Annotated in this window: 25 protein-coding genes; 15 read left to right on the top strand and 10 right to left on the bottom strand. The window is 33.8% G+C overall.

Annotation, left to right across the window (positions count from 1 at the left end; translation table 11 throughout):
* From FHP04_RS00765 to FHP04_RS00730, 8 genes are all read left to right on the top strand, one after another.
* Positions 1 to 714 carry a geranylgeranylglyceryl/heptaprenylglyceryl phosphate synthase gene (locus FHP04_RS00765; RefSeq protein ID WP_139853924.1) on the top strand — a complete coding sequence of 238 codons (714 nt, stop codon included), beginning with the start codon at positions 1 to 3 and terminating at the stop codon, positions 712 to 714.
* A gap of 140 nt (positions 715 to 854) precedes the next feature.
* Positions 855 to 1,115 carry a thiamine-binding protein gene (locus FHP04_RS00760; protein ID WP_139853923.1) on the top strand — a complete coding sequence of 87 codons (261 nt, stop codon included), beginning with the start codon at positions 855 to 857 and terminating at the stop codon, positions 1,113 to 1,115.
* Complete coding sequence (gene pnuC, locus FHP04_RS00755; RefSeq protein ID WP_139853922.1) at positions 1,099 to 1,737, top strand: nicotinamide riboside transporter PnuC; 639 nt, start codon at positions 1,099 to 1,101, stop codon at positions 1,735 to 1,737. Before FHP04_RS00760 ends, pnuC begins: the two co-directional genes overlap by 17 nt.
* A complete protein-coding gene (locus FHP04_RS00750) occupies positions 1,734 to 2,264 on the top strand; it encodes an AAA family ATPase (protein ID WP_139853921.1) in 531 nt (176 codons plus the stop codon). The genes pnuC and FHP04_RS00750 overlap by 4 nt, the downstream gene beginning before the upstream one ends.
* An 84-nt stretch (positions 2,265 to 2,348) precedes the next feature.
* Positions 2,349 to 3,884, top strand: coding sequence for a DUF4301 family protein (locus tag FHP04_RS00745; RefSeq protein ID WP_317129545.1), 1,536 nt, complete (start codon positions 2,349 to 2,351; stop codon positions 3,882 to 3,884).
* Positions 3,881 to 4,285 (top strand): alternative ribosome rescue aminoacyl-tRNA hydrolase ArfB, encoded by a 405-nt coding sequence (gene arfB, locus FHP04_RS00740; RefSeq protein ID WP_139853920.1) that lies wholly within the window; start codon positions 3,881 to 3,883, stop codon positions 4,283 to 4,285. Before FHP04_RS00745 ends, arfB begins: the two co-directional genes overlap by 4 nt.
* Before the next feature lie 205 nt (positions 4,286 to 4,490).
* Entirely contained in the window at positions 4,491 to 4,871 is a 381-nt protein-coding gene (locus FHP04_RS00735; RefSeq protein WP_139853919.1) for a hypothetical protein, read from the top strand.
* Between the two features lie 124 nt (positions 4,872 to 4,995).
* The gene (locus FHP04_RS00730; protein WP_139853918.1) at positions 4,996 to 6,354 is read left to right on the top strand and encodes a sigma-54-dependent transcriptional regulator; all 1,359 of its coding nucleotides are present in this window, start codon (positions 4,996 to 4,998) and stop codon (positions 6,352 to 6,354) included.
* Between the two features lie 2 nt (positions 6,355 to 6,356).
* On the opposite strand, the gene FHP04_RS00725 is transcribed toward FHP04_RS00730, so the two are convergent.
* Positions 6,357 to 8,858, bottom strand: a complete 2,502-nt coding sequence (locus FHP04_RS00725; RefSeq protein WP_139853917.1) for a hybrid sensor histidine kinase/response regulator — start codon at positions 8,856 to 8,858, stop codon at positions 6,357 to 6,359.
* 503 nt (positions 8,859 to 9,361) lie between these two features.
* On the opposite strand from FHP04_RS00725, the gene FHP04_RS00720 reads away from it, so the two are divergent.
* Positions 9,362 to 11,749 carry a TonB-dependent receptor gene (locus FHP04_RS00720; protein ID WP_139853916.1) on the top strand — a complete coding sequence of 796 codons (2,388 nt, stop codon included), beginning with the start codon at positions 9,362 to 9,364 and terminating at the stop codon, positions 11,747 to 11,749.
* A gap of 82 nt (positions 11,750 to 11,831) precedes the next feature.
* Here FHP04_RS00720 and FHP04_RS00715 read toward each other — a convergent pair whose 3' ends face one another.
* Positions 11,832 to 12,266 carry a hypothetical protein gene (locus FHP04_RS00715; protein ID WP_139853915.1) on the bottom strand — a complete coding sequence of 145 codons (435 nt, stop codon included), beginning with the start codon at positions 12,264 to 12,266 and terminating at the stop codon, positions 11,832 to 11,834.
* A 189-nt stretch (positions 12,267 to 12,455) separates the two neighbouring features.
* Here FHP04_RS00715 and greA point away from each other — a divergent pair, with 189 nt between their 5' ends.
* On the top strand, positions 12,456 to 12,932 hold the full coding sequence (gene greA, locus FHP04_RS00710; protein WP_139853914.1) for a transcription elongation factor GreA: 477 nt from the start codon (positions 12,456 to 12,458) through the stop codon (positions 12,930 to 12,932).
* A 2-nt stretch (positions 12,933 to 12,934) separates the two neighbouring features.
* Positions 12,935 to 13,330: an HIT family protein gene (locus tag FHP04_RS00705; RefSeq protein WP_139853913.1), complete on the top strand. Its 396-nt coding sequence runs from the start codon at positions 12,935 to 12,937 to the stop codon at positions 13,328 to 13,330.
* Here the strand turns inward: FHP04_RS00705 and FHP04_RS00700 are convergent.
* Positions 13,325 to 13,672: a hypothetical protein gene (locus FHP04_RS00700; protein WP_139853912.1), complete on the bottom strand. Its 348-nt coding sequence runs from the start codon at positions 13,670 to 13,672 to the stop codon at positions 13,325 to 13,327. The genes FHP04_RS00705 and FHP04_RS00700 overlap by 6 nt on opposite strands.
* Before the next feature lie 2 nt (positions 13,673 to 13,674).
* Positions 13,675 to 14,826: a sensor histidine kinase gene (locus FHP04_RS00695; RefSeq protein ID WP_139853911.1), complete on the bottom strand. Its 1,152-nt coding sequence runs from the start codon at positions 14,824 to 14,826 to the stop codon at positions 13,675 to 13,677.
* A gap of 97 nt (positions 14,827 to 14,923) precedes the next feature.
* Here FHP04_RS00695 and FHP04_RS00690 point away from each other — a divergent pair, with 97 nt between their 5' ends.
* The 4 genes from FHP04_RS00690 (at position 14,924) to FHP04_RS00675 (ending at position 17,476) form a co-directional block, all read left to right on the top strand.
* Positions 14,924 to 15,802: a flavin reductase family protein gene (locus FHP04_RS00690; RefSeq protein ID WP_139853910.1), complete on the top strand. Its 879-nt coding sequence runs from the start codon at positions 14,924 to 14,926 to the stop codon at positions 15,800 to 15,802.
* Positions 15,803 to 15,873: 71 nt separating this feature from the next.
* Complete coding sequence (locus FHP04_RS00685; RefSeq protein ID WP_139853909.1) at positions 15,874 to 16,254, top strand: DUF3127 domain-containing protein; 381 nt, start codon at positions 15,874 to 15,876, stop codon at positions 16,252 to 16,254.
* A 95-nt stretch (positions 16,255 to 16,349) separates the two neighbouring features.
* Positions 16,350 to 16,994: a leucyl/phenylalanyl-tRNA--protein transferase gene (gene aat / locus FHP04_RS00680; RefSeq protein ID WP_139853908.1), complete on the top strand. Its 645-nt coding sequence runs from the start codon at positions 16,350 to 16,352 to the stop codon at positions 16,992 to 16,994.
* A 224-nt stretch (positions 16,995 to 17,218) separates the two neighbouring features.
* On the top strand, positions 17,219 to 17,476 hold the full coding sequence (locus FHP04_RS00675) for a hypothetical protein (RefSeq protein WP_139853907.1): 258 nt from the start codon (positions 17,219 to 17,221) through the stop codon (positions 17,474 to 17,476).
* Between the two features lie 5 nt (positions 17,477 to 17,481).
* Here FHP04_RS00675 and FHP04_RS00670 read toward each other — a convergent pair whose 3' ends face one another.
* The 6 genes from FHP04_RS00670 to FHP04_RS00645 all read right to left on the bottom strand — a co-directional run bounded on the left by FHP04_RS00670 (position 17,482) and on the right by FHP04_RS00645 (position 21,560).
* Complete coding sequence (locus FHP04_RS00670; protein ID WP_139853906.1) at positions 17,482 to 18,051, bottom strand: DNA-3-methyladenine glycosylase I; 570 nt, start codon at positions 18,049 to 18,051, stop codon at positions 17,482 to 17,484.
* 53 nt (positions 18,052 to 18,104) lie between these two features.
* Positions 18,105 to 18,833, bottom strand: coding sequence for a hypothetical protein (locus tag FHP04_RS00665; RefSeq protein ID WP_139853905.1), 729 nt, complete (start codon positions 18,831 to 18,833; stop codon positions 18,105 to 18,107).
* 71 nt (positions 18,834 to 18,904) lie between these two features.
* Positions 18,905 to 19,594 carry a tRNA pseudouridine(55) synthase TruB gene (gene truB / locus FHP04_RS00660; protein WP_139853904.1) on the bottom strand — a complete coding sequence of 230 codons (690 nt, stop codon included), beginning with the start codon at positions 19,592 to 19,594 and terminating at the stop codon, positions 18,905 to 18,907.
* Complete coding sequence (locus FHP04_RS00655; RefSeq protein WP_139853903.1) at positions 19,595 to 20,389, bottom strand: undecaprenyl-diphosphate phosphatase; 795 nt, start codon at positions 20,387 to 20,389, stop codon at positions 19,595 to 19,597.
* Positions 20,389 to 20,652, bottom strand: coding sequence for a DUF3098 domain-containing protein (locus FHP04_RS00650; protein ID WP_139853902.1), 264 nt, complete (start codon positions 20,650 to 20,652; stop codon positions 20,389 to 20,391). The genes FHP04_RS00655 and FHP04_RS00650 overlap by 1 nt, the downstream gene beginning before the upstream one ends.
* 29 nt (positions 20,653 to 20,681) lie before the next feature.
* A complete protein-coding gene (locus tag FHP04_RS00645) occupies positions 20,682 to 21,560 on the bottom strand; it encodes a cell division protein FtsX (RefSeq protein ID WP_139854408.1) in 879 nt (292 codons plus the stop codon).
* Positions 21,561 to 21,575: the final 15 nt, after the last annotated feature.

Raw genomic sequence — 21,575 nt, 5'->3', positions numbered from 1 at the left:
ATGGGTGATTCTTTCTACAAATACTTTCAGAAAAACATTGCTGCAGGTAAAAATCAACTTGCAATTTTAATCGATCCAGACAAGTTTGACATTTCTGAAACTGAATTATTTCTTCATAAAATCCCTAACGGTACTACACATCTTTTTGTTGGGGGTAGTACAGTTGAAAATGGGCAAACTGAAATAACAGTAAAAGCTATAAAAACTAAAACTGAACTTCCTATTTTTCTATTTCCAGGTGATTTTTCACAAATAACTAACGAGGCCGATGTACTTTTATTTTTAAGTCTTCTTTCAGGAAGAAACGCAGAATATTTAATTGGGCAACAAGTAAAATCCATTTCAAAATTGAAAAATTCTAACTTGGAGATTATTCCTACAGGGTATATTCTAATCGATGGAGGCAATAATTCAGCAGTATCAAGGGTAACAAACACTCAACCGTTGTCTCAGAATAACATTGAAACGATTGTTGATACTGCAATTGCAGGACAGTATATGGGCGCTAAACTCATCTACTTGGAAGCAGGTAGTGGAGCTAAGAATGTTGTAAATTCAAAAATTATTTCAGAAGTAAAAAAAAATATAAGTATCCCGTTAATTGTGGGGGGTGGTATAAGAAGCGAAGAGCAAAAAAAGGAAGCTTATAACGCCGGAGCCGATATGGTTGTTATGGGAACAGCGTTTGAAGAAATTCCCAAATTCAAACACTAAATTTCAAACAAGTAAAAAATTAAATTCTCTGTTTCTCTGTGATATAGTGACAACAATAAGGATGAAACTCTAAATTGCCACTGCCTGTATGCCTAGGTAGGAAATACTATTTATAATTGTAACTTTGAAAAAAAATAATAATGAAAATCTCAGTTGAACTAACCTTAAGCCCGCTGCAAGACGATTACGAACCAGCGATAATTGATTTCATTAAAAGTCTACGAAACTCTGGACTTACAGTTCTCGAAAACCCATTAAGCACCCAAGTTTATGGAGAGTATGATGAGGTGATGAGCTTACTTCAAAAAGAGATGAAAATTGCTTTGGAGGCCGTTGAGAGAGGCTTGCTTTACATAAAAATTGTAAAATCTGATCGCAGCGAGTATGAGCCCCATTTTTGATTGGTTTTTTGCCCAATACCAAGAAGTTCCTACGCATTTAGTAGTACTAGAGGTTATTGCCGTTATTTTTGGTTTTCTAAGTGTTTGGTATGCAAAACAGGATAACATTTTGGTGTACCCTACAGGAATAATCAGTACTGCCATTTTTGTTTATATACTTGCGGTTTACTCACTTTTAGGCGATATGATGATAAACGCCTATTACTTTGCTATGAGTATTTACGGTTGGTATATATGGACAAGAAAAGTGGATGATACTCACTATACACCAATTACAAAAACCACCAAAAAAGAACATAAAACGTCATTATTTATATTTATTGCAACCATAATTTTCGTGTTTGCCGTTTATCAATTTTCGGATAATTGGAATAGTTGGACAGCATATGTTGACATAGTTACCACAGCAATTTTCTTTGTTGGAATGTGGCTAATGGCAAAAAAGAAACTTGAAAATTGGATTTATTGGATTGTCGGAGACTTAATTTCTGTTCCGCTATACCTTTATAAAGGGTTGGTATTTAGCTCGTTTCAATACCTTTTGTTTACTGTAGTAGCTATTTATGGATACCGCGCTTGGCAGAAAAGCTTAAACAAACCTGAAAAAAGTCTTCTCAATTGATAAAAGTAGTTTTATTTGGTCCCGAATCTACGGGTAAAACCACCTTGGCAAAACAATTGGCAACGCATTATAAAACGCATTGGGTGCCTGAATATATGCGGGAATATCTTGAGGAAAAATGGGAAAATAAAGGTGAACTAGTTACAAAAGAGGATTTAATTCCTATAGCCAAAGGGCAATTAAATCTAGAAAAGGAAATTGCCAAAAAATCTGACAACTTGCTTTTTTTGGATACGAATTTGTTAGAGTTAAAAGTGTATTCAGAATATTATTATGATGGTTATTGTCCAGAAGAAATAAAATATGAAGCAACCAAAAATAATTATAGTATCTACCTACTAACTTATATAGACATTCCTTGGGAAGCAGATGTTTTAAGAGACAGACCCTATAATCGCGAGGAAATGTTCAGTATTTTCGAAGCTGAATTAAAAACGCAAGGTTTCCCTTATAAAGTATTAAAGGGGAATGAAATAGAACGATTTAATAAAGCAGTTGAAATAATTGACAAATTATTGATGAAATAGATACTCTTTGTAAATTTTTGCCTCTGCGGTAAATGATATTACACAGCAAAGACGCAAAGTAGGAAGAGGAAAAATCAAATTTGAATGCAAACCATGTTTACAGAAAAAAATATACAACAAATAAAAGCTCACGGCCTCTCAGAAAGTAGTGTAAAAGAGCAACTTCAAATATTTAAAAATGGAATTCCGTTTGCCAATGTAGTAGAACCTGCTTCAGCAAATAAGGGGATTAAAGTTTTTTCGGATGAAGAGCAGCAACAATTTGTAAATCTATTTGAAGCCAACAAGGCTAAGCTCGAATTATTAAAATTTGTTCCCGCCTCTGGAGCAGCAACGAGAATGTTTAAATTTCTGCATCAGTTTTTGGAAAACTTCAATCCAGATGAGGATGATATCGAAACATTTATTCAAAAAGAAGAAAATAAAGACCTAAAGACATTTTTTTCTTCTACTGATAAATTCGCTTTTTCACACCTTGTAAAAGCTAAGTTAAACGAAAAACATCCTGATTTTAAAGACTTTAGTTTAGGGAAAAGATATTATTTATTTGTTCAAGAAGTGCTAGGTGAATCTGGATTAAACTTCAGTAATACACCTAAAGGACTCGTTCCTTTTCATAAAGACGGGGAAGATTTTATAACTGCCTTTGGCGAACAATTGTATGAGGCTGCTTACTATGCAACTTCTAATAATGTTGCGAATTTGCACTTTACGGTTTCAGAAGAGCACCAAGAAAAGTTTAAATCTCGCTATAATGAAATTCAAGATGCAATAGAAGCTAAGACTGGAGTAAAATTTAATATATCGTATTCTTTTCAAAAGAACGAAACCGATACAGTTGCTGTAACTCCCGAGAACGAATTGTTTTTAGATGAAAATGGAAATATTGTTTTTCGTCCTTCAGGGCACGGAGCGCTTCTAGAAAACTTAAACGACATTGATGCCGATATAATTTTCATCAAGAATATCGACAATGTAGTTTCTGAAAATTATGTTGAAACGATTGCTTTTCAAAAGAAAGTTCTAGCCGGAAAATTAATTTCACTTCAGCATAAAATTTATAGTTATGTTGAAAAACTTCAATCTGAAACAATTTTAGATGAAACACTTCAGGAAATTTCACAATTTATTTCTGAAGAGCTAAAGGTTCCAATTATTTCGGTTAATAAAGAAACACTTTTAAATATTCTCGAACGTCCACTTCGTGTTTGTGGTGTGGTTGAAAATACCGGTGCTCCAGGTGGGGGTCCATTTCTTATAAAAGATAGACATGGAAATCAGTCATATCAAATTGTAGAAATGTCTCAGATTGATATTAATAATCCACAGCAAAAAGCTTTGGTGGATAAAGCAACACATTTTAATCCAGTCGATTTAGTTTGTGGGGTTCGAGACTACAAAGGCAAGAAGTACGATTTGTTAAAATATTCCGATCCTGACACCTGCTTTATTTCATCTAAATCCCATCAAGGGAAACCTATAAAAGCCTTGGAGCTTCCAGGTTTATGGAATGGGGCAATGGCAAATTGGAATACCGTTTTTGTTGAGGTGCCACTTATTACTTTTAACCCTGTGAAAACAGTAAACGATCTTTTAAACGAAGCCCACCAACCAAAATGATTGTAGAAACGCTAATATCGGAACTTGCCTTTAAAGCCATTCGCAGTAGTGGTCCGGGAGGACAACACGTGAATAAAACAGCTTCAAAAGTTGAGCTTACTTTCGATTTAGAAAACTCTCAAGCGCTTTCGGCAACTGAAAAAGAACGACTTCGATTAAAACTCTCTTCAAAAATTACTACTGAAGGTTTAATCATATTACAATGTGGTGAAACCCGGAGCCAACATAAAAATAAAGCTATTGTAATAGAGAGATTGATAGATTTACTCAAAACAAACTTGAAAGTTGCAAAAAAACGTAAAAAAACTAAACCTTCTAAAAGTGCCATTGAACGTCGTTTAAAAAGTAAAAAAGTAACCGCATTTAAAAAGCAAAATCGAAAACCTCCCCAGATTGATTAGAGATTATACATTAAGTGTATAATTTTTACACGGCTGTATCGCCTATTACACAATTATCTTTTATCTGAATATTTCCTAATCACTTGTTTTGTTGGTGTTTGTGGGCTTTGTCTAGAGTGTCCTTTCTGTGGCACTAATTTTTCTATATACAAGTCAACAAACAAACTTAGTAAACGATATATATAATATTTAAAAAACAAAAACTATGAAAAGATTAATTTTAAGTACAGCGATAGTATTAGGAGGTTTAACTGCAGTAACTGCGCAATCTGATAAAGAGGTAACTGCTATGAATGAGCAAAAGTCTACTGCTTTAACTCAGGTTGAAGAAAAAGTTGAAGCTGCTCAAGATTTAAAACTTTCTGCGAACGCTGTTCAAGATTTTAAAGAAGTAAAAGCTTCTGAACTACCTGAAGCCGTACAAAATGCCGTAGCTAATGATTTTGACGGCGCAACTATATCTAAGGCTTATGTGAATGCCAAGGGAGATTATAAAATCGAACTTACTACTGCAGATGCAAAAAAGGCAACTGTATATGCAAACGCTAAAGGTGAGTGGATTAAAAATGAATTAAAGAAGCAGTAAGCTGCAGGTATTTTAGATTCAATACTTCTTTAAAAAGACGCTCTTAAATGTGCGTCTTTTTTTATGATAATTTTAGAGATTACCCTCCTATATAGTCGCTATTTTTACCCTTTGAGATAATACGATGGCGCAGAAAATACACATAGTAGAAGACGATTTAGCATTTGGAAAAATGCTTGGGTCCTTTTTGGAGCGTAAAGGCTTTCAAATTTCAATTTCGTCAACAGGAGAAAGTGCTCGGAAAGCAATAACGGAGGGCGATTTTAACCTGCTGATTACAGATTTAAAACTTCCGGATGATTCTGGTTTAGACCTACTAGAATTTGCTCAAAAAACTTCTCCAAACACCAAAGTAATTTTAATGACCGGTTATGCTGAAGTTGACACGGCAGTAAAGGCAATTAAAAAAGGTGCAATAGATTACATTTCAAAGCCATTCCGCCCCGAAGAATTATTAATGATAATTCAAGAAGATTCTTTACAATCAAAGTCGGAATATACAGACGAGCGTGACAATAAAAACGAATTTAAAAAAGTAGAAGCTCCTCAAATAAAACCAAATTTTGTTGTTGGGATAAGTGAATCATCCAAAAAGTTTAACGAGTACATAAAACTCGTTGGCCCCACGGATATGTGTGTGTTGATACAAGGAGAAAGTGGAACAGGAAAAGAAGTTGCAGCAAAAGCTATTCACGATTTTAGTTCAAGAAATAATAAAACTTTTGTAGCAGTAGATTGTGGCGCAATTCCTAATGAAATTGCAGCAAGTGAGTTTTTTGGTCACATAAAAGGAAGTTTTACTGGCGCTGTTAACGATAAAAAAGGTCATTTTGAAGCTGCAGATGGCGGAACACTTTTCTTAGATGAAGTGGGAAATCTTTCTTATGAAAACCAGATTCAGTTATTGCGTGCTTTACAAGAGAGACGAATAAAACCAGTTGGTAGTAACACAGAAATAGAGGTAGATGTTCGAATTCTTTCAGCTACTAATGAAGATTTATTAAAAGCTGTTCAAGAAGGGAAATTTAGAGAAGATTTATATCATAGATTAAACGAATTCTCAATTCATATTCCGTCATTACACGAACGTAAAGAAGATCTATTTTTGTTTATTGAATACTTCCTAGCCGAAGCAAACGCATCTTTAGGGAAAGAAGTGCTCGGGCTGTCGAAAGAAGTAGAAGAGGCCTTCAAAGCCTATTCTTGGCCAGGTAATTTAAGAGAGTTGAAAAATGTAATTAAGCGCTCGGTATTGTTAACCAATTCAAGTTTAATTCCGTTGGAGGTAATACCACGCGAAGTAATTTTTTCTGTGAATAAAAAGAATGAAATAGTTGATTTTTCAAAAGAAACCAACGAAAAGCAATTAATTCTTAATGCGTTAAAAGAAGCTGATTTCAATAAAACTAAGGCTGCCAAATTGCTTAATATTACTCGAAAAACACTTTACAATAAATTAGAATTGTATAATATAGAACTTTAATCTTATCGATTATTAAGTGCTTGTTGCAACACATCAAATTTTTCTACTAGCTTATTAAAATCGCTTCTCATTTCTAACTGTAGCTCATTTGATATTTTGGTAGTTACTTCTGGGTATTCTTCCATTTTTTCTAAAATAGCAACCACATCTTTAGCTTGAAGTTGTCTCGTCATCGTAAGCATTCTATGTGTGATTTCTTTAACTTTATCGACATCGTTATCTTCAATTGCTTTATCAATAAGCTGCAAATCGGTTTTAGTTTGCTGATTGAAAATATTTAAAACTTCTTCTAAGGCTTCAGGTGTACTCAAAAATGAATTTAACAGCGATAAATTAAAAATATCACTACTCTTTGAACTTTCTTTTGTGGTGTTACTTTCATTAGACCCTTCTGATGCTTCCCATTGCTTAGGGAATAAATGTTTTAGAATATTAATTAAGTCTTCTTTTGAAAAGGGTTTCGCAAGCATTTCAGCAAAACCTTCTTTTAAATAATATTCACGATTGCGCTCTCTACTACCTGTCATTGCTATGATTGGCTGATTTTTGTAAGCTTTGACTTCCCCTTTCTTTAAGTTTTTTAATAGCGTAAAACCGTCGGTATTTGGCATTTGAATATCGGTTAAAACAAAATTGGCGTTTGTATCCACACGAGATTCAGAATCGGCGTTTTTGAGTTGTTCATAGCTACTGAATGTTTCTGATTCTATCTTCAATTGCTCCAAAATCTCTTTCAAAAGTGCTCGCATTGTTTGGTCATCATCAATAATAATGGCTTTTAAACTATTAAAACTGCTTACAACGTTTTTGGTTTTTGTAGGTAAAATTCTATTGCTATGCTGCAATGGAAGCGTTAAAGTGAATGTACTTCCCTCGCCTAAAACACTTTTTACTTTTAAAGTCCCACCTAAAAGTTCAGTCAGCTTTTTAGATATTGCTAATCCCAATCCATTTCCACCAAATTTATGGGCTATTTCAGTTTCAGCTTGGGTGAATTCATTAAATATGAGTTCTTGCTTTTCTTTCGAAATACCAATTCCCGTATCAATAACTGAAATTTGAATATTAGAAATTTCGTTCTTCTTACTAACTCCTGTTTTCGCGTTTGACAATTCTTCAACTCGAATTTCAACACTTCCTTTTTCAGTAAACTTAAAAGCGTTTCCTAATAGATTATTTACAACCTGCCTAATGCGAAGTGGATCACTCTTATAAAACTTGTTCTTGATAGATTCTGAAATTGAAATCTTAAGTGCTACCGGTTTTTCAATGTACTGTTGATGTACAGCATTTGCAGCATTTTCTATTATGTTTTCTAATGAAAAAGCCACATTCTCAAGAGGTAGTTTTCCTGCTTCCAACTTAGAGAAATCCAATAAATCATCAACTAATTGAGAGATAAATTGTGAGCTCGATGTAATTTGAGATAGGTAGTATTTTTGTTTTTCAGAAAGTGAAGAGTTTTCAATTAATTCTGAATAACCACTGATAGTATTTAATGGTGTCTTTAAATCGTGGCTTACAGTAGAAATAAGTTGTTCACGACTTTTTAGTAAAGTTTCAGCATAGTTTTTAGAAGCTTCTAAATTCTTTTTATATCGATCGGCTCTAAAAAAGTCTGAAAGAATAAAATAAGAAAAGAGCAGTACTACGATACCACCTAGTAATCCAGCAAATTTCAATATGTCGCCAGTTCGTTTTATCGAAGCTTCTCGTTTCTGTTTTTCAATGAGGTTGTTTTTAGAAATTTCACGATCGAAACTTGCTATAATCTCCCTAAGTTGTTCAGAAATATTAAGGTCATTCCTGATAAGTTCATTTTCTTGTTGATTTAAAGATTTTCGAATTCGAGAATTTAATTTTTTAGCTTCAGCCACTATATAGCGAGAAGCTATAAGCATAGAATCTACGGTTTTAGACCTTACTTTGGCGGTGTCTCGAGTGGAATCTCTATTGAGGTAATCGGCATAATTCTGCCAAATGCGACGTTCATTTCTACTTAGTTGCGAAGGATCCTTAATTAATGATTCAACCGAATTTAATCCAACAGAAGCTTCGAGCTTTCTTACTTCACGCATAATATCATCTAGCGAAGTATCCTTTTGATTTGTAAGCCTAAGGATTCGAAGTTGTTCTATATTTCTATTTTTCTCTTCAATTAGAGATTTTACACTGTCTAACTGTTTAATCTGAAAATCATTAACAGTAAGGGATTTTATTTCTTTAATCTTTTTGAATAGTGAGTCTGTTTTAACTACGTATTTTTCATAGTCTTCTTCACTTTCAGAAAGAAGCGCAAGTCTCGAAAACCCATCTGTTTCGTAAACTAGATTGATTAATGTTCCTGTTTCAATAAATTTTTTCTCACCTGTTATTTCAATATTTTCGGCAGTGTAATTTTGAAATTCAGAATATAAAAAGAATCCAACAAGCACTGCTAAAGCAATCAAAACCAAGTAACTTAGTATGATTTTAAGGGTGAATTTATTTCTTGAATTAGCCATCGTGTAAATGTAATTACAATGCGATTGTATAAGTATTAAGGAATTGATAAAATCAGCTGTAATAACTTATCCAAAAATAAGGATGGAACTGCTATTTAAAATCAATATGATGCTATTAAAATATCACAAAAGACATTCCAAATAAGTAAATGGACAGCTTTTAATTATGGTTGAGGAAGTCTATTTTAAAGGTTTTGAAATATTATGTTTATGTCTAAAAGTAATGTACTTTTGCCGAACATCTCAAAGGGGTGCAGATTTTAGTTAAGAGTTATTAGAATTGAGTGGTAGGTTGAAAAACTTTAAACTCAAAACTTTGAACTCTATACTTGAAGAAGCTGAGATTATACCCAAAGAACCTGAGCAGGTAATGCTGCTAAGGGAAAATTATTAGGACCCCTGTGATATTGCGCGACGCAATATTTTCAGGGATTTTTTATTTAAAACCATTTAATAAACCAAGAATAACGCCCCTTTTATTCGTAAACTTTAAACTATTACGAATGAAAAAGTTATTGATTTTTTCAGTATTTGCCTTTTTTAGCTTCATCACATTTGCCCAGGAACATATTGTTTCTGGAACTGTAACTAATTCTGATGGGGAGCCTTTAGCTGGAGCTAATGTTGTTTTAAAAAGTAACAGCGGAACAATTACCGATTTTGATGGAAACTATAGTGTGACCGTAAATCATGGAGTTCAATCAATTGTTTTTAGTCACTTAGGATATAATGCCGAAACTAGATCTATTGTTGTAAATGGTGATATGGAGTTTAATATTACTCTTGTAAAAACCACAGAAACGTTGGATGAGGTTTTGGTTCAAGCTATTCGCGTAGATGCCGATTCACCAATTACCCACTCAAATATTGGGAAAGAAGAACTGGAAAAAAGAAATCTAGGGCAAGACATCCCTTATATGTTAAGTTATATGCCGTCTGTAGTTACTACTAGTGATGCTGGAGCAGGAGTAGGATATACTTACATCCGTGTTCGTGGTAGTGATGCTTCTCGTGTAAATGTTACGCTGAACGGAATACCTTATAACGATTCTGAAAGCCAAGGTACTTTCTGGGTTAATTTACCAGATTTCACATCTTCAGTACAAAGCTTACAGCTTCAAAGAGGTGTTGGAACTTCTACAAATGGTTCTGGAGCTTTTGGTGCAAGTTTAAACTTGTTAAGCGATGCAGTATCAAATGATGCATATGGCGAAATCTCTAATTCTTTTGGAAGTTACAATACACATAAACACAACGTTAAATTTAGTACCGGCTTACTTTCTAACCATTTTGAAGTATCGGGTAGATTGTCAACAATTAAATCTGATGGCTATATCGATAGAGCGAGCTCAGACTTAAAATCGTACTTTCTTCAGGCTGCATTTGTGGATGACAACACTTTAATTAAGGCCTTAACTTTTGGAGGGAAAAATATTACTTATCAGTCTTGGAATGGTCTAGAAGATCCTGAGAAACTTGAAAATGATAGAACCTTCAACTCTGCAGGTATGTATACCGATGAAAATGAAAACATACAGTTTTATGATAACGAAATAGACGATTACGCTCAAGATCATTATCAGTTACTATGGAATCAGCGCTATGATAGTAATTGGAGTACAAACTTATCTTTTAACTACACTAGAGGAAAAGGATATTTTGAACAATATAAAGAAGATCAAAAGTTTAAAACTTATGGGTTTGAGCCTCTATATATAGGTGGTGACACAATTAATAGAACCGATGTAATCCGTCGTCGTTGGCTAGATAATCATTTTTATGCGGGTAATGCCACTGTTAATTACAAAAACAATACTATAGATTTTACGGGAGGTGCATTTTACAGCTATTATACTGGAGATCATTACGGAGAAGTAATTTGGGCGAGATATGCTAGTGCTTCAGAAATTAGAGACCGTTATTACGATAGTAATGGGGAAAAGAGTGAGTTTACTATTTTCTCAAAAGCTACTTACAGATTAAACGATAGGTTAAGTGTATTTGGAGATTTACAAGGAAGATTTTTAAACTATAACACTACTGGTATTACTTCTGATTTGGTTTTAATGGAGATTGATGAAGATTACGCTTTTTTTAATCCAAAAGCTGGTTTGACTTATAAATTGAATCCATCAAATCAATTTTACTTCTCTTATGGTAAAGCACATCGTGAACCTTCAAGAAATGATTACGAACAAGGAATTACTACTCCAGAAAAATTAGATGATTTTGAGTTAGGGTGGAGATTTGGTTCTGCGAAAACAAAAGTTAATACAAACATTTACTATATGCACTATAAGGACCAATTGGTGCTTTCTGGTGAATTGAATGATGTAGGAGCTGCTTTAAGAACAAGTAGTGGGAAAAGCTACCGTTTAGGCCTTGAAGTTGATGCAGAAATTCACCTTTTGAAAAACCTAAGAACTCTTCCTAATATTGCTTTAAGTACAAACAAAAACATAGATTTTGTTACATCTCGTGATGGGGAGCTTGTTAATCTTGGAAAAACAAATATTTCATTTTCTCCATCTGTAGTTGCTGGAAATATGCTTGAATATTCACCAACAAAAAACTTTCAAATAGGCTTGCTTTCAAAATTTGTAGGGGAGCAGTACATGGGAAATATTGATAGTGAAGCTTCAAAGTTGGATAGCTTCTTTATTAACGACCTTAATATTGTTTATACTTTAGATAACTTACCTTGGGTTAAAGAAATTGTTTTCTCTGGATTAGTGAATAATATTTTCAATGTAAAATATGTGTCTAACGGATACTTCTACACTTGGGACGATGATTTTAGTAATCCTGGAACGGTTACTACAATTGAAGGTGCGGGTTATTATCCGCAGGCAACAACAAACTTTCTTTTAGGAGCTACAATAAAGTTCTAAATAAACACAAAGACTCCGATAAAATTAGCGGAGTCTTTGTTTTGTAAAATATCGTAAGAGAGTATTGAGTTAACTTAAAGTGTTAGTTATTTATAATAACATTGTTTCCACTTCTTTCAGCTCTATATTGTTGCATAGGATATTTTAAATCAGGTTCTGAAATATGCCTCCCTGATGTAATATAATATGAGTTTTCATCGTTAGGACAAGGACAAGATGCTGTAATACCATCTATATCCATACGCGAACAGTTGCTAGGAGCGTGGTTTGGATCGGTAAGGTCGAAAGCCAAATACATTTGTTCGCTAACACAATACACAACGATTCCCTTTATTCCTTGGTTAACAATTACATAATTGCCAGGAAAACGCAACGGGTTGTATTCTGGGAGGTTTAAGTTTAGATTTAAGCTTACTAAGGGATCGGTTAAGTAAGGATTGCGTTCACGTTTATCGTCGCTTTTTGAACAAGAAGCAATTACTATCGTGATTATCAGTAAATAAAGTGTTTTTTTCATTAAAATGAATTAAATTTAAAGTTCGAAATTACAACAATTTACATAAGATGTAAATTTTTAGTATATTTGTTTGATATAATCCCATCATCGCATGGGATTTTTTCAGTTTATTAAAGTTAGTCCCGCACGTGTCGGGATTTTATTATATATATAGAATATGTATGTTTTACATACACAAACGATGAAGTTATGAGTAAAGTATCTTATTACACAGCCGAAGGGTTAAAAAAATTAAGAGATGAAATAGATCACTTACGTGATGTAGAGCGTCCAAGAGCTTCTAATGCTATTGCTGAAGCCCGTGATAAAGGTGATTTAAGTGAGAATGCCGAATATGATGCTGCCAAAGAGGCACAAGCTATGTTGGAGATGAAAATCTCTAAACTTGAAGCTGTACTTGCTAATGCCCGTTTGATAGATGAATCTCAATTAGATACTAGTAAAATACTAGTGCACTCTACTGTTAAGTTAAAAAACCAAACTAATGGTATGGAAATGACCTATAAATTGGTAGCTCAGAGCGAAGCAGATTTAAAAGCTGGAAAAATTTCAGTAGATTCACCTATCGGAAAAGGTCTTTTAGGTAAGAAGCAAGGCGAAGTAGCTGAAATTCAAGTTCCTAATGGAATTCTTAAATTTGATATATTAGAAATCTCAAGAGATTAAATATGGCGTCAATTTTCACAAAAATCATTGAAGGAGAAATCCCAGCTTATAAAGTAGCAGAGGACGATAAGTTTATTGCTTTTTTGGATATAAACCCCAACTCTAAAGGACATACCCTTTGTGTGCCAAAAGAAGAAATTGACAAGATATTCGATATGGGAGAACATATGTATCTACAATTGATGCAATTTTCCCGTAAAGTTGCTCATGCTATAGAAAAATCTGTTCCTTGTAAACGCGTGGGCATGGCAGTTGTTGGCCTTGAAGTACCACATGTTCACGTGCATCTTATCCCTTTAAATGAAATGGATGACATGCGTTTTACCAAAAAAATAGATATGAAGGATGAGGAGTTTAAAGCATTAGCAACTAAAATCGCTGAAAATTTAAATTCATAAAGCGTTCATCAAAAAGTAAATACTCAAGGCAATTAATATAATTGCTGCAATTAGTACAATATAGAATAGCGGTTTTACCTGTAAATTATGTTTATTGGTTTCCGCTATTTTTTTATTGTATTCATAAACCCGCTCAATGTCTTCAGTCCAATTTACTGGATAAATTATGGTAGTACAAGTATGGCAATAGAGCTTTTCCTCCATTTGTTTTACAGGCTTTTTATAAAACAGCGTTTCTATTTCATCTTGAAAAAATGTAAATTCAAGCCCGTCTGTCCCAAAACAGTTTGGGCAATTATTTTTAGAACGTGCAGTATGCAACGTATGAGTTTTTGTCGACATTTTTAAACGTTAGTTTTAAGAGCAATTTCCATAGTAGTTCCTTCGTTAGGAACACTTTTCAACACACGAATTTTTCCCTTGTGATATTCCTCAATTATACGTTTTGCAAGTGATAATCCCAAACCCCAACCGCGTTTTTTTGTGGTATGTCCAGGTGTGAATATTCTTCTAAACTCACTTTTGGTAAGTCCTTTTCCTGTATCAGAAATATGTACATAAGCAAATCTTGAGTTTTGCGCTATAGAAATACTTATCTTCCCTTTTCCACGCATTGCATCAATCCCATTTTTAACTAAATTTTCAATTGTCCAACTGTATAGCTGTGGATTCATTTGAACGTATATTGGATTTTCAGGAATATCCAGTTGAAATTCTATGAGCTTTGAAGAGCGCTTTTGTAAATATTCAAATGTTGTTTTTGTTTCTTCAACTAAATCGTGTTTTTCCAACTTTGGAACAGAACCAATTTTTGAAAATCTATCTGTAATCTTTTCAAGCCTTGAAACATCTTTTTCCATTTCAGTAATATACTCAGGATTTACATTTTCAGTTTTTAGAATTTCAGTCCAACCTACCAAAGATGAAAGCGGAGTACCTATTTGATGCGCTGTTTCCTTTGCCATTCCGGCCCAAAGTCTATTTTGTTCAGCAGATTTAGATGTTTTATAGAATAGATAAATAGCTAAAATGAAAAGAAAAATAATTAAAATTAAAAATGCCGGATAATATTTCAACTTGTTAATAACTGGTGAGTTACCATAATAAATTGTGGCAAGTAGATTGTTTTCATTTCGAATTTCTATTGGAGTGTATTCCGAAGAAAATTGCTTGATTAACTTCTCCTTTTTCTCTCGCGTATTTATATCGTTTGGATCAATATTTCTATCGGTATATATATCTTCTTTATGAGTATATAATATCATTGGAGTAGTAACATTTCCTTGAATAACCGTAAGAATTACATCTCCAACAGGAGTATCGAGACTGTTATTTTGCAGAAAATCATTATATGCAGCAGCCCATATTTCCATTTTAGCTCGCTCGTTTTCTTTAAGTTGATTAAAGAAAATATAGGTGTTCCATAAAATAAGCCCCACTATAAAAACTGAAGCGATAATAAAAGCCCAACGTGAAAACGTTTTTTTCTGAAGCATAAAGAAAATTTTACCTGAATAAATATAAAGCAAATATGTTGATATTATTGTACAATCAAATTTTTACAAGCTATAATCTTTGATACCTTTGCATTCTATGATTTCTATAGAACCACACGAATTATCAACAGCAAAATTACACGGTTACCTTTTAGGGGCTGTGTCTCCAAGGCCTATATGCTTTGCGAGTACAATCGATAGCGAAGGAAATGTAAATCTTTCGCCATTTAGTTTTTTTAATGTTTTTAGTGCCAAACCCCCTATCTTAGTGTTTTCACCGGCAAGAAGAGGGCGTGATAACACTACTAAACACACTTATGAAAATGTTTTAGAAGTACCAGAAGTGGTTATAAACATTGTAAGTTATGATATGGTGCAACAAGTGTCACTTTCTTCTACGGAGTACGACAAAGGTGTTAACGAATTTATCAAAGCCGGATTTACCGAAGAGGCTTCCGATTTAATTACACCTCCTCGTGTTGCTGAAGCACCAGTGCAATTAGAGTGTAAAGTAAACGACGTAATTTCACTCGGAAAAGAAGGTGGAGCTGGTAACTTGGTTATATGTGAAGTTGTAAAACTTCATATTAAAGAAAACATTCTTGACGACGACGGTGCTATCGATCCATTTAAGATTGATACAGTTTCTCGACTTGGAGGAAATTGGTATAGTCGCGCTAAAAACGGACTCTTTGAAGTGCCAAAACCATTGAGAACCCTAGGAATAGGGGTGGATAAGCTTCCTGAAGCTGTCAGAAACAGCAAAGTATTGACTGGTAATGACTTAGGGGTGCTGGGTAACGTTGAAAGTTTTCCAAATACAGAAGAAATTCGTACTTTTATAGATTCTTCAACAGAACTAAAAGATTTAATATCTTCAAACAATATTGAGGCAATTCATAAAAAAGCTCACGAGTTTCTAAGTGAAGGGAAGATTAGCGAAGCTTGGAAAATTTTGCTAGGTAATCAGGCATAAAAATTGCCTTTTTGTAAAGGAGAATAGCATTAAAAATAAAAAATACCAATAACACAGTAACATAATTACGGATGGAATTACAAGGAAAGATAAAATTAATAGACGAAACAAAAACCTTTGGAAACAATGGGTTTAGAAAGCGCGAAATGGTGATTACTACTGAGGAGCAGTATCCACAGACTATAATGATAGAGTTTGTTCAAGACAAAACTGATTTGCTAAATGCATACAAAGTTGGACAAGATGTTAAAGTTAGTATCAATATACGTGGTCGTGAATGGGTAAACCCTCAAGGGGAAACTAAGTATTTTAATAGTATTCAAGGTTGGAGAATTGAGAGTTTATCGCAAGATTCACCTGATGCTTCAGGAATGCCTCCAATGCCACCTGCAGATGCTTTTGAGCCTGCAAACGACTTTAAAGAAGAAGATCACGACGATCTTCCTTTTTAAAAATACTTTTTTAAAAATAGTATAAAACATATAAACCTCGATGCGTATTAAACGTTTCGAGGTTTTTTATGAAACATTTTTAGCAATTTCGAACAATGCATTTCTTAACTGAAAAACTTTGGTTTCCAAATATAGAAGAAGCAACGTTAGATGGGCTTCTCGCTATTGGTGGTGATCTTTCTATCGAACGATTATTACTAGCATATAATTCTGGTATTTTTCCTTGGTATGAAGATGGACAACCAGTGCTTTGGTGGAGTCCAAATCCAAGAATGATTCTAAAGCCAAATAAGTTTAAAGTTTCTAAAAGCCTGAGAAAAAACATTAGAGACAAAAAATTTACAATTACTTTCAATAAAGATTTTAAATCTGTTATCTCATACTGCGCCTCTGTTCCACGAAAGGGTCAAAATGGTACTTGGATAACTAAAGAGATGCAACAAGCATATATAGCGTTGCACAATGCGGGTCACGCTGTTTCTGTTGAGGTTTGGGAGGACAATAGGCTAGTGGGTGGCCTATACGGAATAGACCTTCAAAATAAGAAAGTATTTTGTGGTGAAAGTATGTTTAGCCTAGTAGGTGATGCTTCTAAAGTTGCTTTTTATCACCTTTCTGAGTTTGTAAAAGCAAAAGATTATAAATTAATCGACTGTCAGATATATAATGAACACTTAGAAAGTTTAGGCGCAGAAGAGATAGAAAGAGACGATTTTCTAAAAATACTAAAATCTAAATAGAGTTATTTGTGTTAAATTGAATAAAATTGTCGTTTAATCGCTTTATTTTCAGTTTTTTTGTGGAAGGATGATCCATACTATTAACTATTGACGTATAGTATAAAGATTGTTTGAAAGTAATGTTATCTCTCACATCTCCAATGACTTTAAAACAAACATTTTTTACTGTTTTTTTGATTGCCTGTGTCTCATCCATTTCTTATTCTCAAACTAACAATAAAGTTATGGATGTAAATAAGGATATTGATGTAGTACGAGTTTATGAGCAAGTAGTGCGCGAAGGGTACGGAACACCGTTTATATATAAGCATTTAGCAATAGCTTATTATTATAATAGCGAATATTCCAAAGCAATTACTTGGTTTCGAAAATTTTTTTCTGTTGAGAAAAACACAGATCCTGAATTAGATTCACATTATCGTCAAGCTCTGAAAGCAGTTGCTGCTGCAAATTTATTGAAGTCTAAGAAGAATATTTATTAGAAAAATTAAACTTGTTGATAACGGAAACAATCAGTTATATGATCGTTTACCATCCCTACCGCTTGCATATATGCATAAACAACAGTACTCCCCATAAATTTAAAACCTCTTTTTTTTAAATCTTTACTTATAGCATCACTTATTGAAGTGGTTGCAGGAACATCTTTGTGGTTTTTCCAACTGTTTTTAATCGGTGTATTGTCAATAAACCTCCAAATATAATTGCTGAAGCTTCCAAATTCATTTTGAATTTCCATAAAAGCCTTGGCGTTGGATACAGCAGAATTCACTTTCAATTTATTTCGGATAATCCCACTGTTTTGAAGTAATTCATCAATTTTATTCTGATTGTATTTCGCTATTTTCTTGTAATCGAAATTATCAAATGCCATCCTGAAGTTTTCTCTTTTTCGAAGAATAGTAATCCAACTTAATCCCGCCTGAAAGCTCTCGAGAATAAGAAATTCAAACAGTATTTTGTCATCCTTAACTGGCACTCCCCATTCTTCGTCGTGATATTTTATATACAACGGATCGGTGCCGCACCAAGCACAGCGTATTTTATTATTATCCATAAGTTGATTCTTTAGATGGAAACTACCCACTACAACTTCGTTAAGTGGACAAATTATTGTTGCCCTGGGAAATTGAAAGTTATTGTACCCAATTGTTTTTCTTTTGAAGCGTCGGTTGTAAAACGAGCTTGCTTTGAATAATCAAGAGCGGCATCTATCAAACATTGATTGGAAGTTGTTGATGCTGTTTTGTTGTAGGAGTTTTTTACAACTTTCCCGAGATTATTTACCTCAATATTTATCACCACCTTTCCATAGCCATAACAAGTATAAACAGGATTAGGTAAATCTATATCCTGGCGGTTTACTAATCGATAACTAATGGTTGTGTTTCTATTTCCACCTTTTACAACAGCCTCACCTTTATCATTACTGTCGGTATTTGAAAAATTTGTTTTTTTCTCTTTTTCAGGTTTAGAGACTTTAGTTGAGATGTTCCCGTTCAAGCTGTTTTTAGAATTCTCCAAGGCTTCTTGCATTTCCTGAAGCTTGCCTTCGGTTGTTTCAGTTAATTCTCGATCTTCACTTTCAAAAGGAGATTTATATTTTTCTGCCTCATTAAAAGCTTTGTTTGTTTCAATTCTACTAACTTCTGGAGTTAACTGCGCGATTTCCTCTTCTTTTTCTTCAGGCAATACCTCATCTGCCATTTCAACCTCATAGGTATCATAGTTGAGTTCTTCCTTCTGCTTTGAAAGTTTTATGCTAAATAGAAATAGCACTAGACTTCCTGTAAGAAGTGAAGTTATTAAAAAAGCTTTATATGAATAATTAAAATTCATTTATGCAAGTACTGAAATTTTATACAAAATTCCACAAAACACTTGAAAATTAGGGCTCTATTAGAGATATTTTAACTAGGGAGCGAAGATTCGAAGTCTGAGATGCTTATAGCATTCGCCACAGAAAAATCACCAATCTTTGTTCTGCGCAATGCAGATAGATGAGCACCATTGTTAAGAGCCTTGCCAAAATCGTTAGCTAGAGACCGGATGTAAGTGCCTTTACTGCAAACCACTCTAAAGTCTACATTTGGAAGGTCTATTCTTGTTATTTCAAACTCTGAAATAGTTATTTTTCTAAAAGGAATTTCAACTTCTTCGCCATTTCTAGCAAATTCATAAAGGCGTTTCCCGTCTTTTTTCAACGCTGAAAATACTGGGGGTTGCTGCTGAATTTCACCTATAAATTGCTTAGTTGCCTCGTGTATTTGTTCTGAAGTGATTTCGGAAATATCGAAATTCTGATCTATTTCAGTTTCTAGGTCGTAGCTGGGCGTAGTAGCTCCAAGAGTGAAAGTCCCTGTGTACTCTTTTTCCTGAGCTTGAAAAGTGTCAATTTTCTTTGTAAACTTTCCTGAACAAATTATTAAAAGGCCAGTTGCGAGTGGGTCTAAAGTGCCGGCGTGACCGACTTTAATTTTCTTAAATCCGAAAGATTTTTTAATTAACCAACGCACTTTGTTTACCGCTTGAAAAGATGTCCATTCCAATGGTTTGTCGATTAATATTACTTGGCCTTCTTTGTAGTCTTCTCCTGTCATTTATATGTATAAGCTGGTTACTATTGCAATAATACCAACTATCACACAGTAGATTGAAAAATAACGTAGTTTACTCTTCTTAACTAAGGAAATCATCCAAGTACAAGCTATAAGTCCGCAAATAAACGCTGCAATAAATCCGACGCTTAAAGTTCCAAAATTAGTGCTGTGCGTTGTAATATCACCGCTAAGTAGATCCTTTGCAATTTTTCCAAAAATTAATGGGACGACCATTAAAAATGAAAATCTAGCAGCTTTAGACTTGTCGTTTCCTAATAAAACTGAAGTAGAAATTGTAGCCCCACTACGAGATATACCGGGTAGCATAGCAATTGCTTGAGCAACCCCAATAATAATTGAGTCTTTGAATGTTACAGGTTTTCCAGTGTTTTTTGCAAGATCGGCAAACCATAAAAGTACTGCTGTAACAATTAGCATAGCCCCTACAAAAGCAATACTTCCGCCAAAAAATGACTCTAATTCTTTTTCAAAAAGCAAGCCAATTACAACAGCTGGAATCATTGAGAGAACAATTTTTGTTATGAATTGAGTTTCTTCGTTCCATTGAAATTTAAAGAGCCCTGAAACAATTTCAATGATATCTTTTCTAAACACTACAATGGTGCTTAAAGCCGTAGCGAAGTGAAGAATTACAGTAAAAAGTAAACTTTCTTCTGGGACTGATGTATCTCCTAATATTGCTTTTCCTAATTCAAGATGGCCACTTGAAGAAACAGGTAAAAATTCAGTAAATCCTTGGATAGCTCCAAGAATAATTGCGTCTAGATAATCCACTAATTCTGTTCTTTGTTATCAGGTTTTAATAAAATGGCGTAAACTTCAATTGCAAATCCTATTAGGACTAAGGCTGGAGCTAAACGGATTCTTCTCCAATTATAAATTTCGGGATTAAAAACATTTGGGTCATCACTTCCACCGCCAGTCATTAAAATAAATCCCAATGCGATAAATGCAATGCCAATAAGCATAAACTTGTAGTTTTTACGTTCAAACACAAAGTCTGGCTTAAACCCTTCTTTATTTTTTTTCTCTCCCATTTTTAATATTTTTTATTTTCCACTCACCACTAATAATACAAATCGTCAGTTCTTAGGTTTAAGAATCGTTGCGTAGCAATAAAAGTACTTATCCAGGTAATTAAAACCCCCATCAAAAAGATGAAGATAAATAAACCTGCAAGCATAATTTTATCGCCTAACAATTGAAGTTGTGGGAAGCTTTCGTTTAAGTAATACAGCACCAATCCCATTCCAATCATAGCTACAATAGCACCAATAACTCCTAGACGTACACTTTTCCATACAAATGGCTTGCGAATAAACTTTTTGGTAGCACCTACCATCTGCATTGTTTTAATTGTAAACCTCTTTGCGTAAATACTAAGACGAATGCTGCTATTTATTAGTAAAACAGCTATAAATGTAAAAATACCGCTAATCACTAAAATCCAAAAGCTGATGCGTTTAACGTTGTCGGTAAGTTGTGCAATTAAAGGTTTGTCGTATATAACATCATCTACAAAACCTTTTTCTTTCAGCTCTGTAGTGATTTCTTCCATTTTTTGTGGCGTAACGTAATCGGCTAAAATGTATACGTCAATACTATTTTGAAGCGGGTTTTCGCCCAAATATTCTATAAAATTCTCTCCTAAAGTCTCTTGGTGTTCCTTGGCAGCGTCTTCTTTTGAAACAAATTCAGCGCTTTTGGTGTACTCTGCTAAAGCCAAACTTTGTTTGAGTTGCGTGATTTCAACTTCTTTGGCGCTGTCTTTAAGGAAAACAGTAATTGCAATTTGTTCTTTAAAGTAGTCTGCTACTTTTTTAGAATTTAAAACTAACAATCCCAGTAATCCCAATAGAAATAGCACTAGTGATATACTGATGACTACTGAAAAGTAGGAAGAAATCAATCTGCGTTTTTGATATTTTTCAAAAGAAGCACTCATAGGGTTTGTAGAATT

The organism is Aequorivita sinensis (assembly GCF_006346335.1).
Lineage (GTDB): Bacteria > Bacteroidota > Bacteroidia > Flavobacteriales > Flavobacteriaceae > Aequorivita > Aequorivita sinensis.
This window is presented reverse-complemented; position numbering and strand designations above follow the sequence as displayed.

Coding starts and splice junctions, on each gene's coding strand:
- greA (WP_139853914.1), top strand. CDS start 12,456: ATGAGTAAAGTATCTTATTACACAGCCGAAGGGTTAAAAAAATTAAGA.
- FHP04_RS00650 (WP_139853902.1), bottom strand. CDS start 20,652: ATGGGAGAGAAAAAAAATAAAGAAGGGTTTAAGCCAGACTTTGTGTTT.
- FHP04_RS00705 (WP_139853913.1), top strand. CDS start 12,935: ATGGCGTCAATTTTCACAAAAATCATTGAAGGAGAAATCCCAGCTTAT.
- FHP04_RS00760 (WP_139853923.1), top strand. CDS start 855: ATGAAAATCTCAGTTGAACTAACCTTAAGCCCGCTGCAAGACGATTAC.
- truB (WP_139853904.1), bottom strand. CDS start 19,594: ATGACAGGAGAAGACTACAAAGAAGGCCAAGTAATATTAATCGACAAA.
- FHP04_RS00670 (WP_139853906.1), bottom strand. CDS start 18,051: ATGGATAATAATAAAATACGCTGTGCTTGGTGCGGCACCGATCCGTTG.
- FHP04_RS00665 (WP_139853905.1), bottom strand. CDS start 18,833: ATGAATTTTAATTATTCATATAAAGCTTTTTTAATAACTTCACTTCTT.
- FHP04_RS00695 (WP_139853911.1), bottom strand. CDS start 14,826: ATGCTTCAGAAAAAAACGTTTTCACGTTGGGCTTTTATTATCGCTTCA.
- aat (WP_139853908.1), top strand. CDS start 16,350: ATGCATTTCTTAACTGAAAAACTTTGGTTTCCAAATATAGAAGAAGCA.
- FHP04_RS00645 (WP_139854408.1), bottom strand. CDS start 21,560: ATGAGTGCTTCTTTTGAAAAATATCAAAAACGCAGATTGATTTCTTCC.
- pnuC (WP_139853922.1), top strand. CDS start 1,099: ATGAGCCCCATTTTTGATTGGTTTTTTGCCCAATACCAAGAAGTTCCT.
- FHP04_RS00720 (WP_139853916.1), top strand. CDS start 9,362: ATGAAAAAGTTATTGATTTTTTCAGTATTTGCCTTTTTTAGCTTCATC.
- FHP04_RS00690 (WP_139853910.1), top strand. CDS start 14,924: ATGATTTCTATAGAACCACACGAATTATCAACAGCAAAATTACACGGT.
- FHP04_RS00725 (WP_139853917.1), bottom strand. CDS start 8,858: ATGGCTAATTCAAGAAATAAATTCACCCTTAAAATCATACTAAGTTAC.
- FHP04_RS00715 (WP_139853915.1), bottom strand. CDS start 12,266: ATGAAAAAAACACTTTATTTACTGATAATCACGATAGTAATTGCTTCT.
- FHP04_RS00675 (WP_139853907.1), top strand. CDS start 17,219: ATGGATGTAAATAAGGATATTGATGTAGTACGAGTTTATGAGCAAGTA.
- FHP04_RS00735 (WP_139853919.1), top strand. CDS start 4,491: ATGAAAAGATTAATTTTAAGTACAGCGATAGTATTAGGAGGTTTAACT.
- FHP04_RS00700 (WP_139853912.1), bottom strand. CDS start 13,672: ATGTCGACAAAAACTCATACGTTGCATACTGCACGTTCTAAAAATAAT.
- FHP04_RS00730 (WP_139853918.1), top strand. CDS start 4,996: ATGGCGCAGAAAATACACATAGTAGAAGACGATTTAGCATTTGGAAAA.
- FHP04_RS00685 (WP_139853909.1), top strand. CDS start 15,874: ATGGAATTACAAGGAAAGATAAAATTAATAGACGAAACAAAAACCTTT.
- FHP04_RS00765 (WP_139853924.1), top strand. CDS start 1: ATGGGTGATTCTTTCTACAAATACTTTCAGAAAAACATTGCTGCAGGT.
- FHP04_RS00745 (WP_317129545.1), top strand. CDS start 2,349: ATGCAAACCATGTTTACAGAAAAAAATATACAACAAATAAAAGCTCAC.
- arfB (WP_139853920.1), top strand. CDS start 3,881: ATGATTGTAGAAACGCTAATATCGGAACTTGCCTTTAAAGCCATTCGC.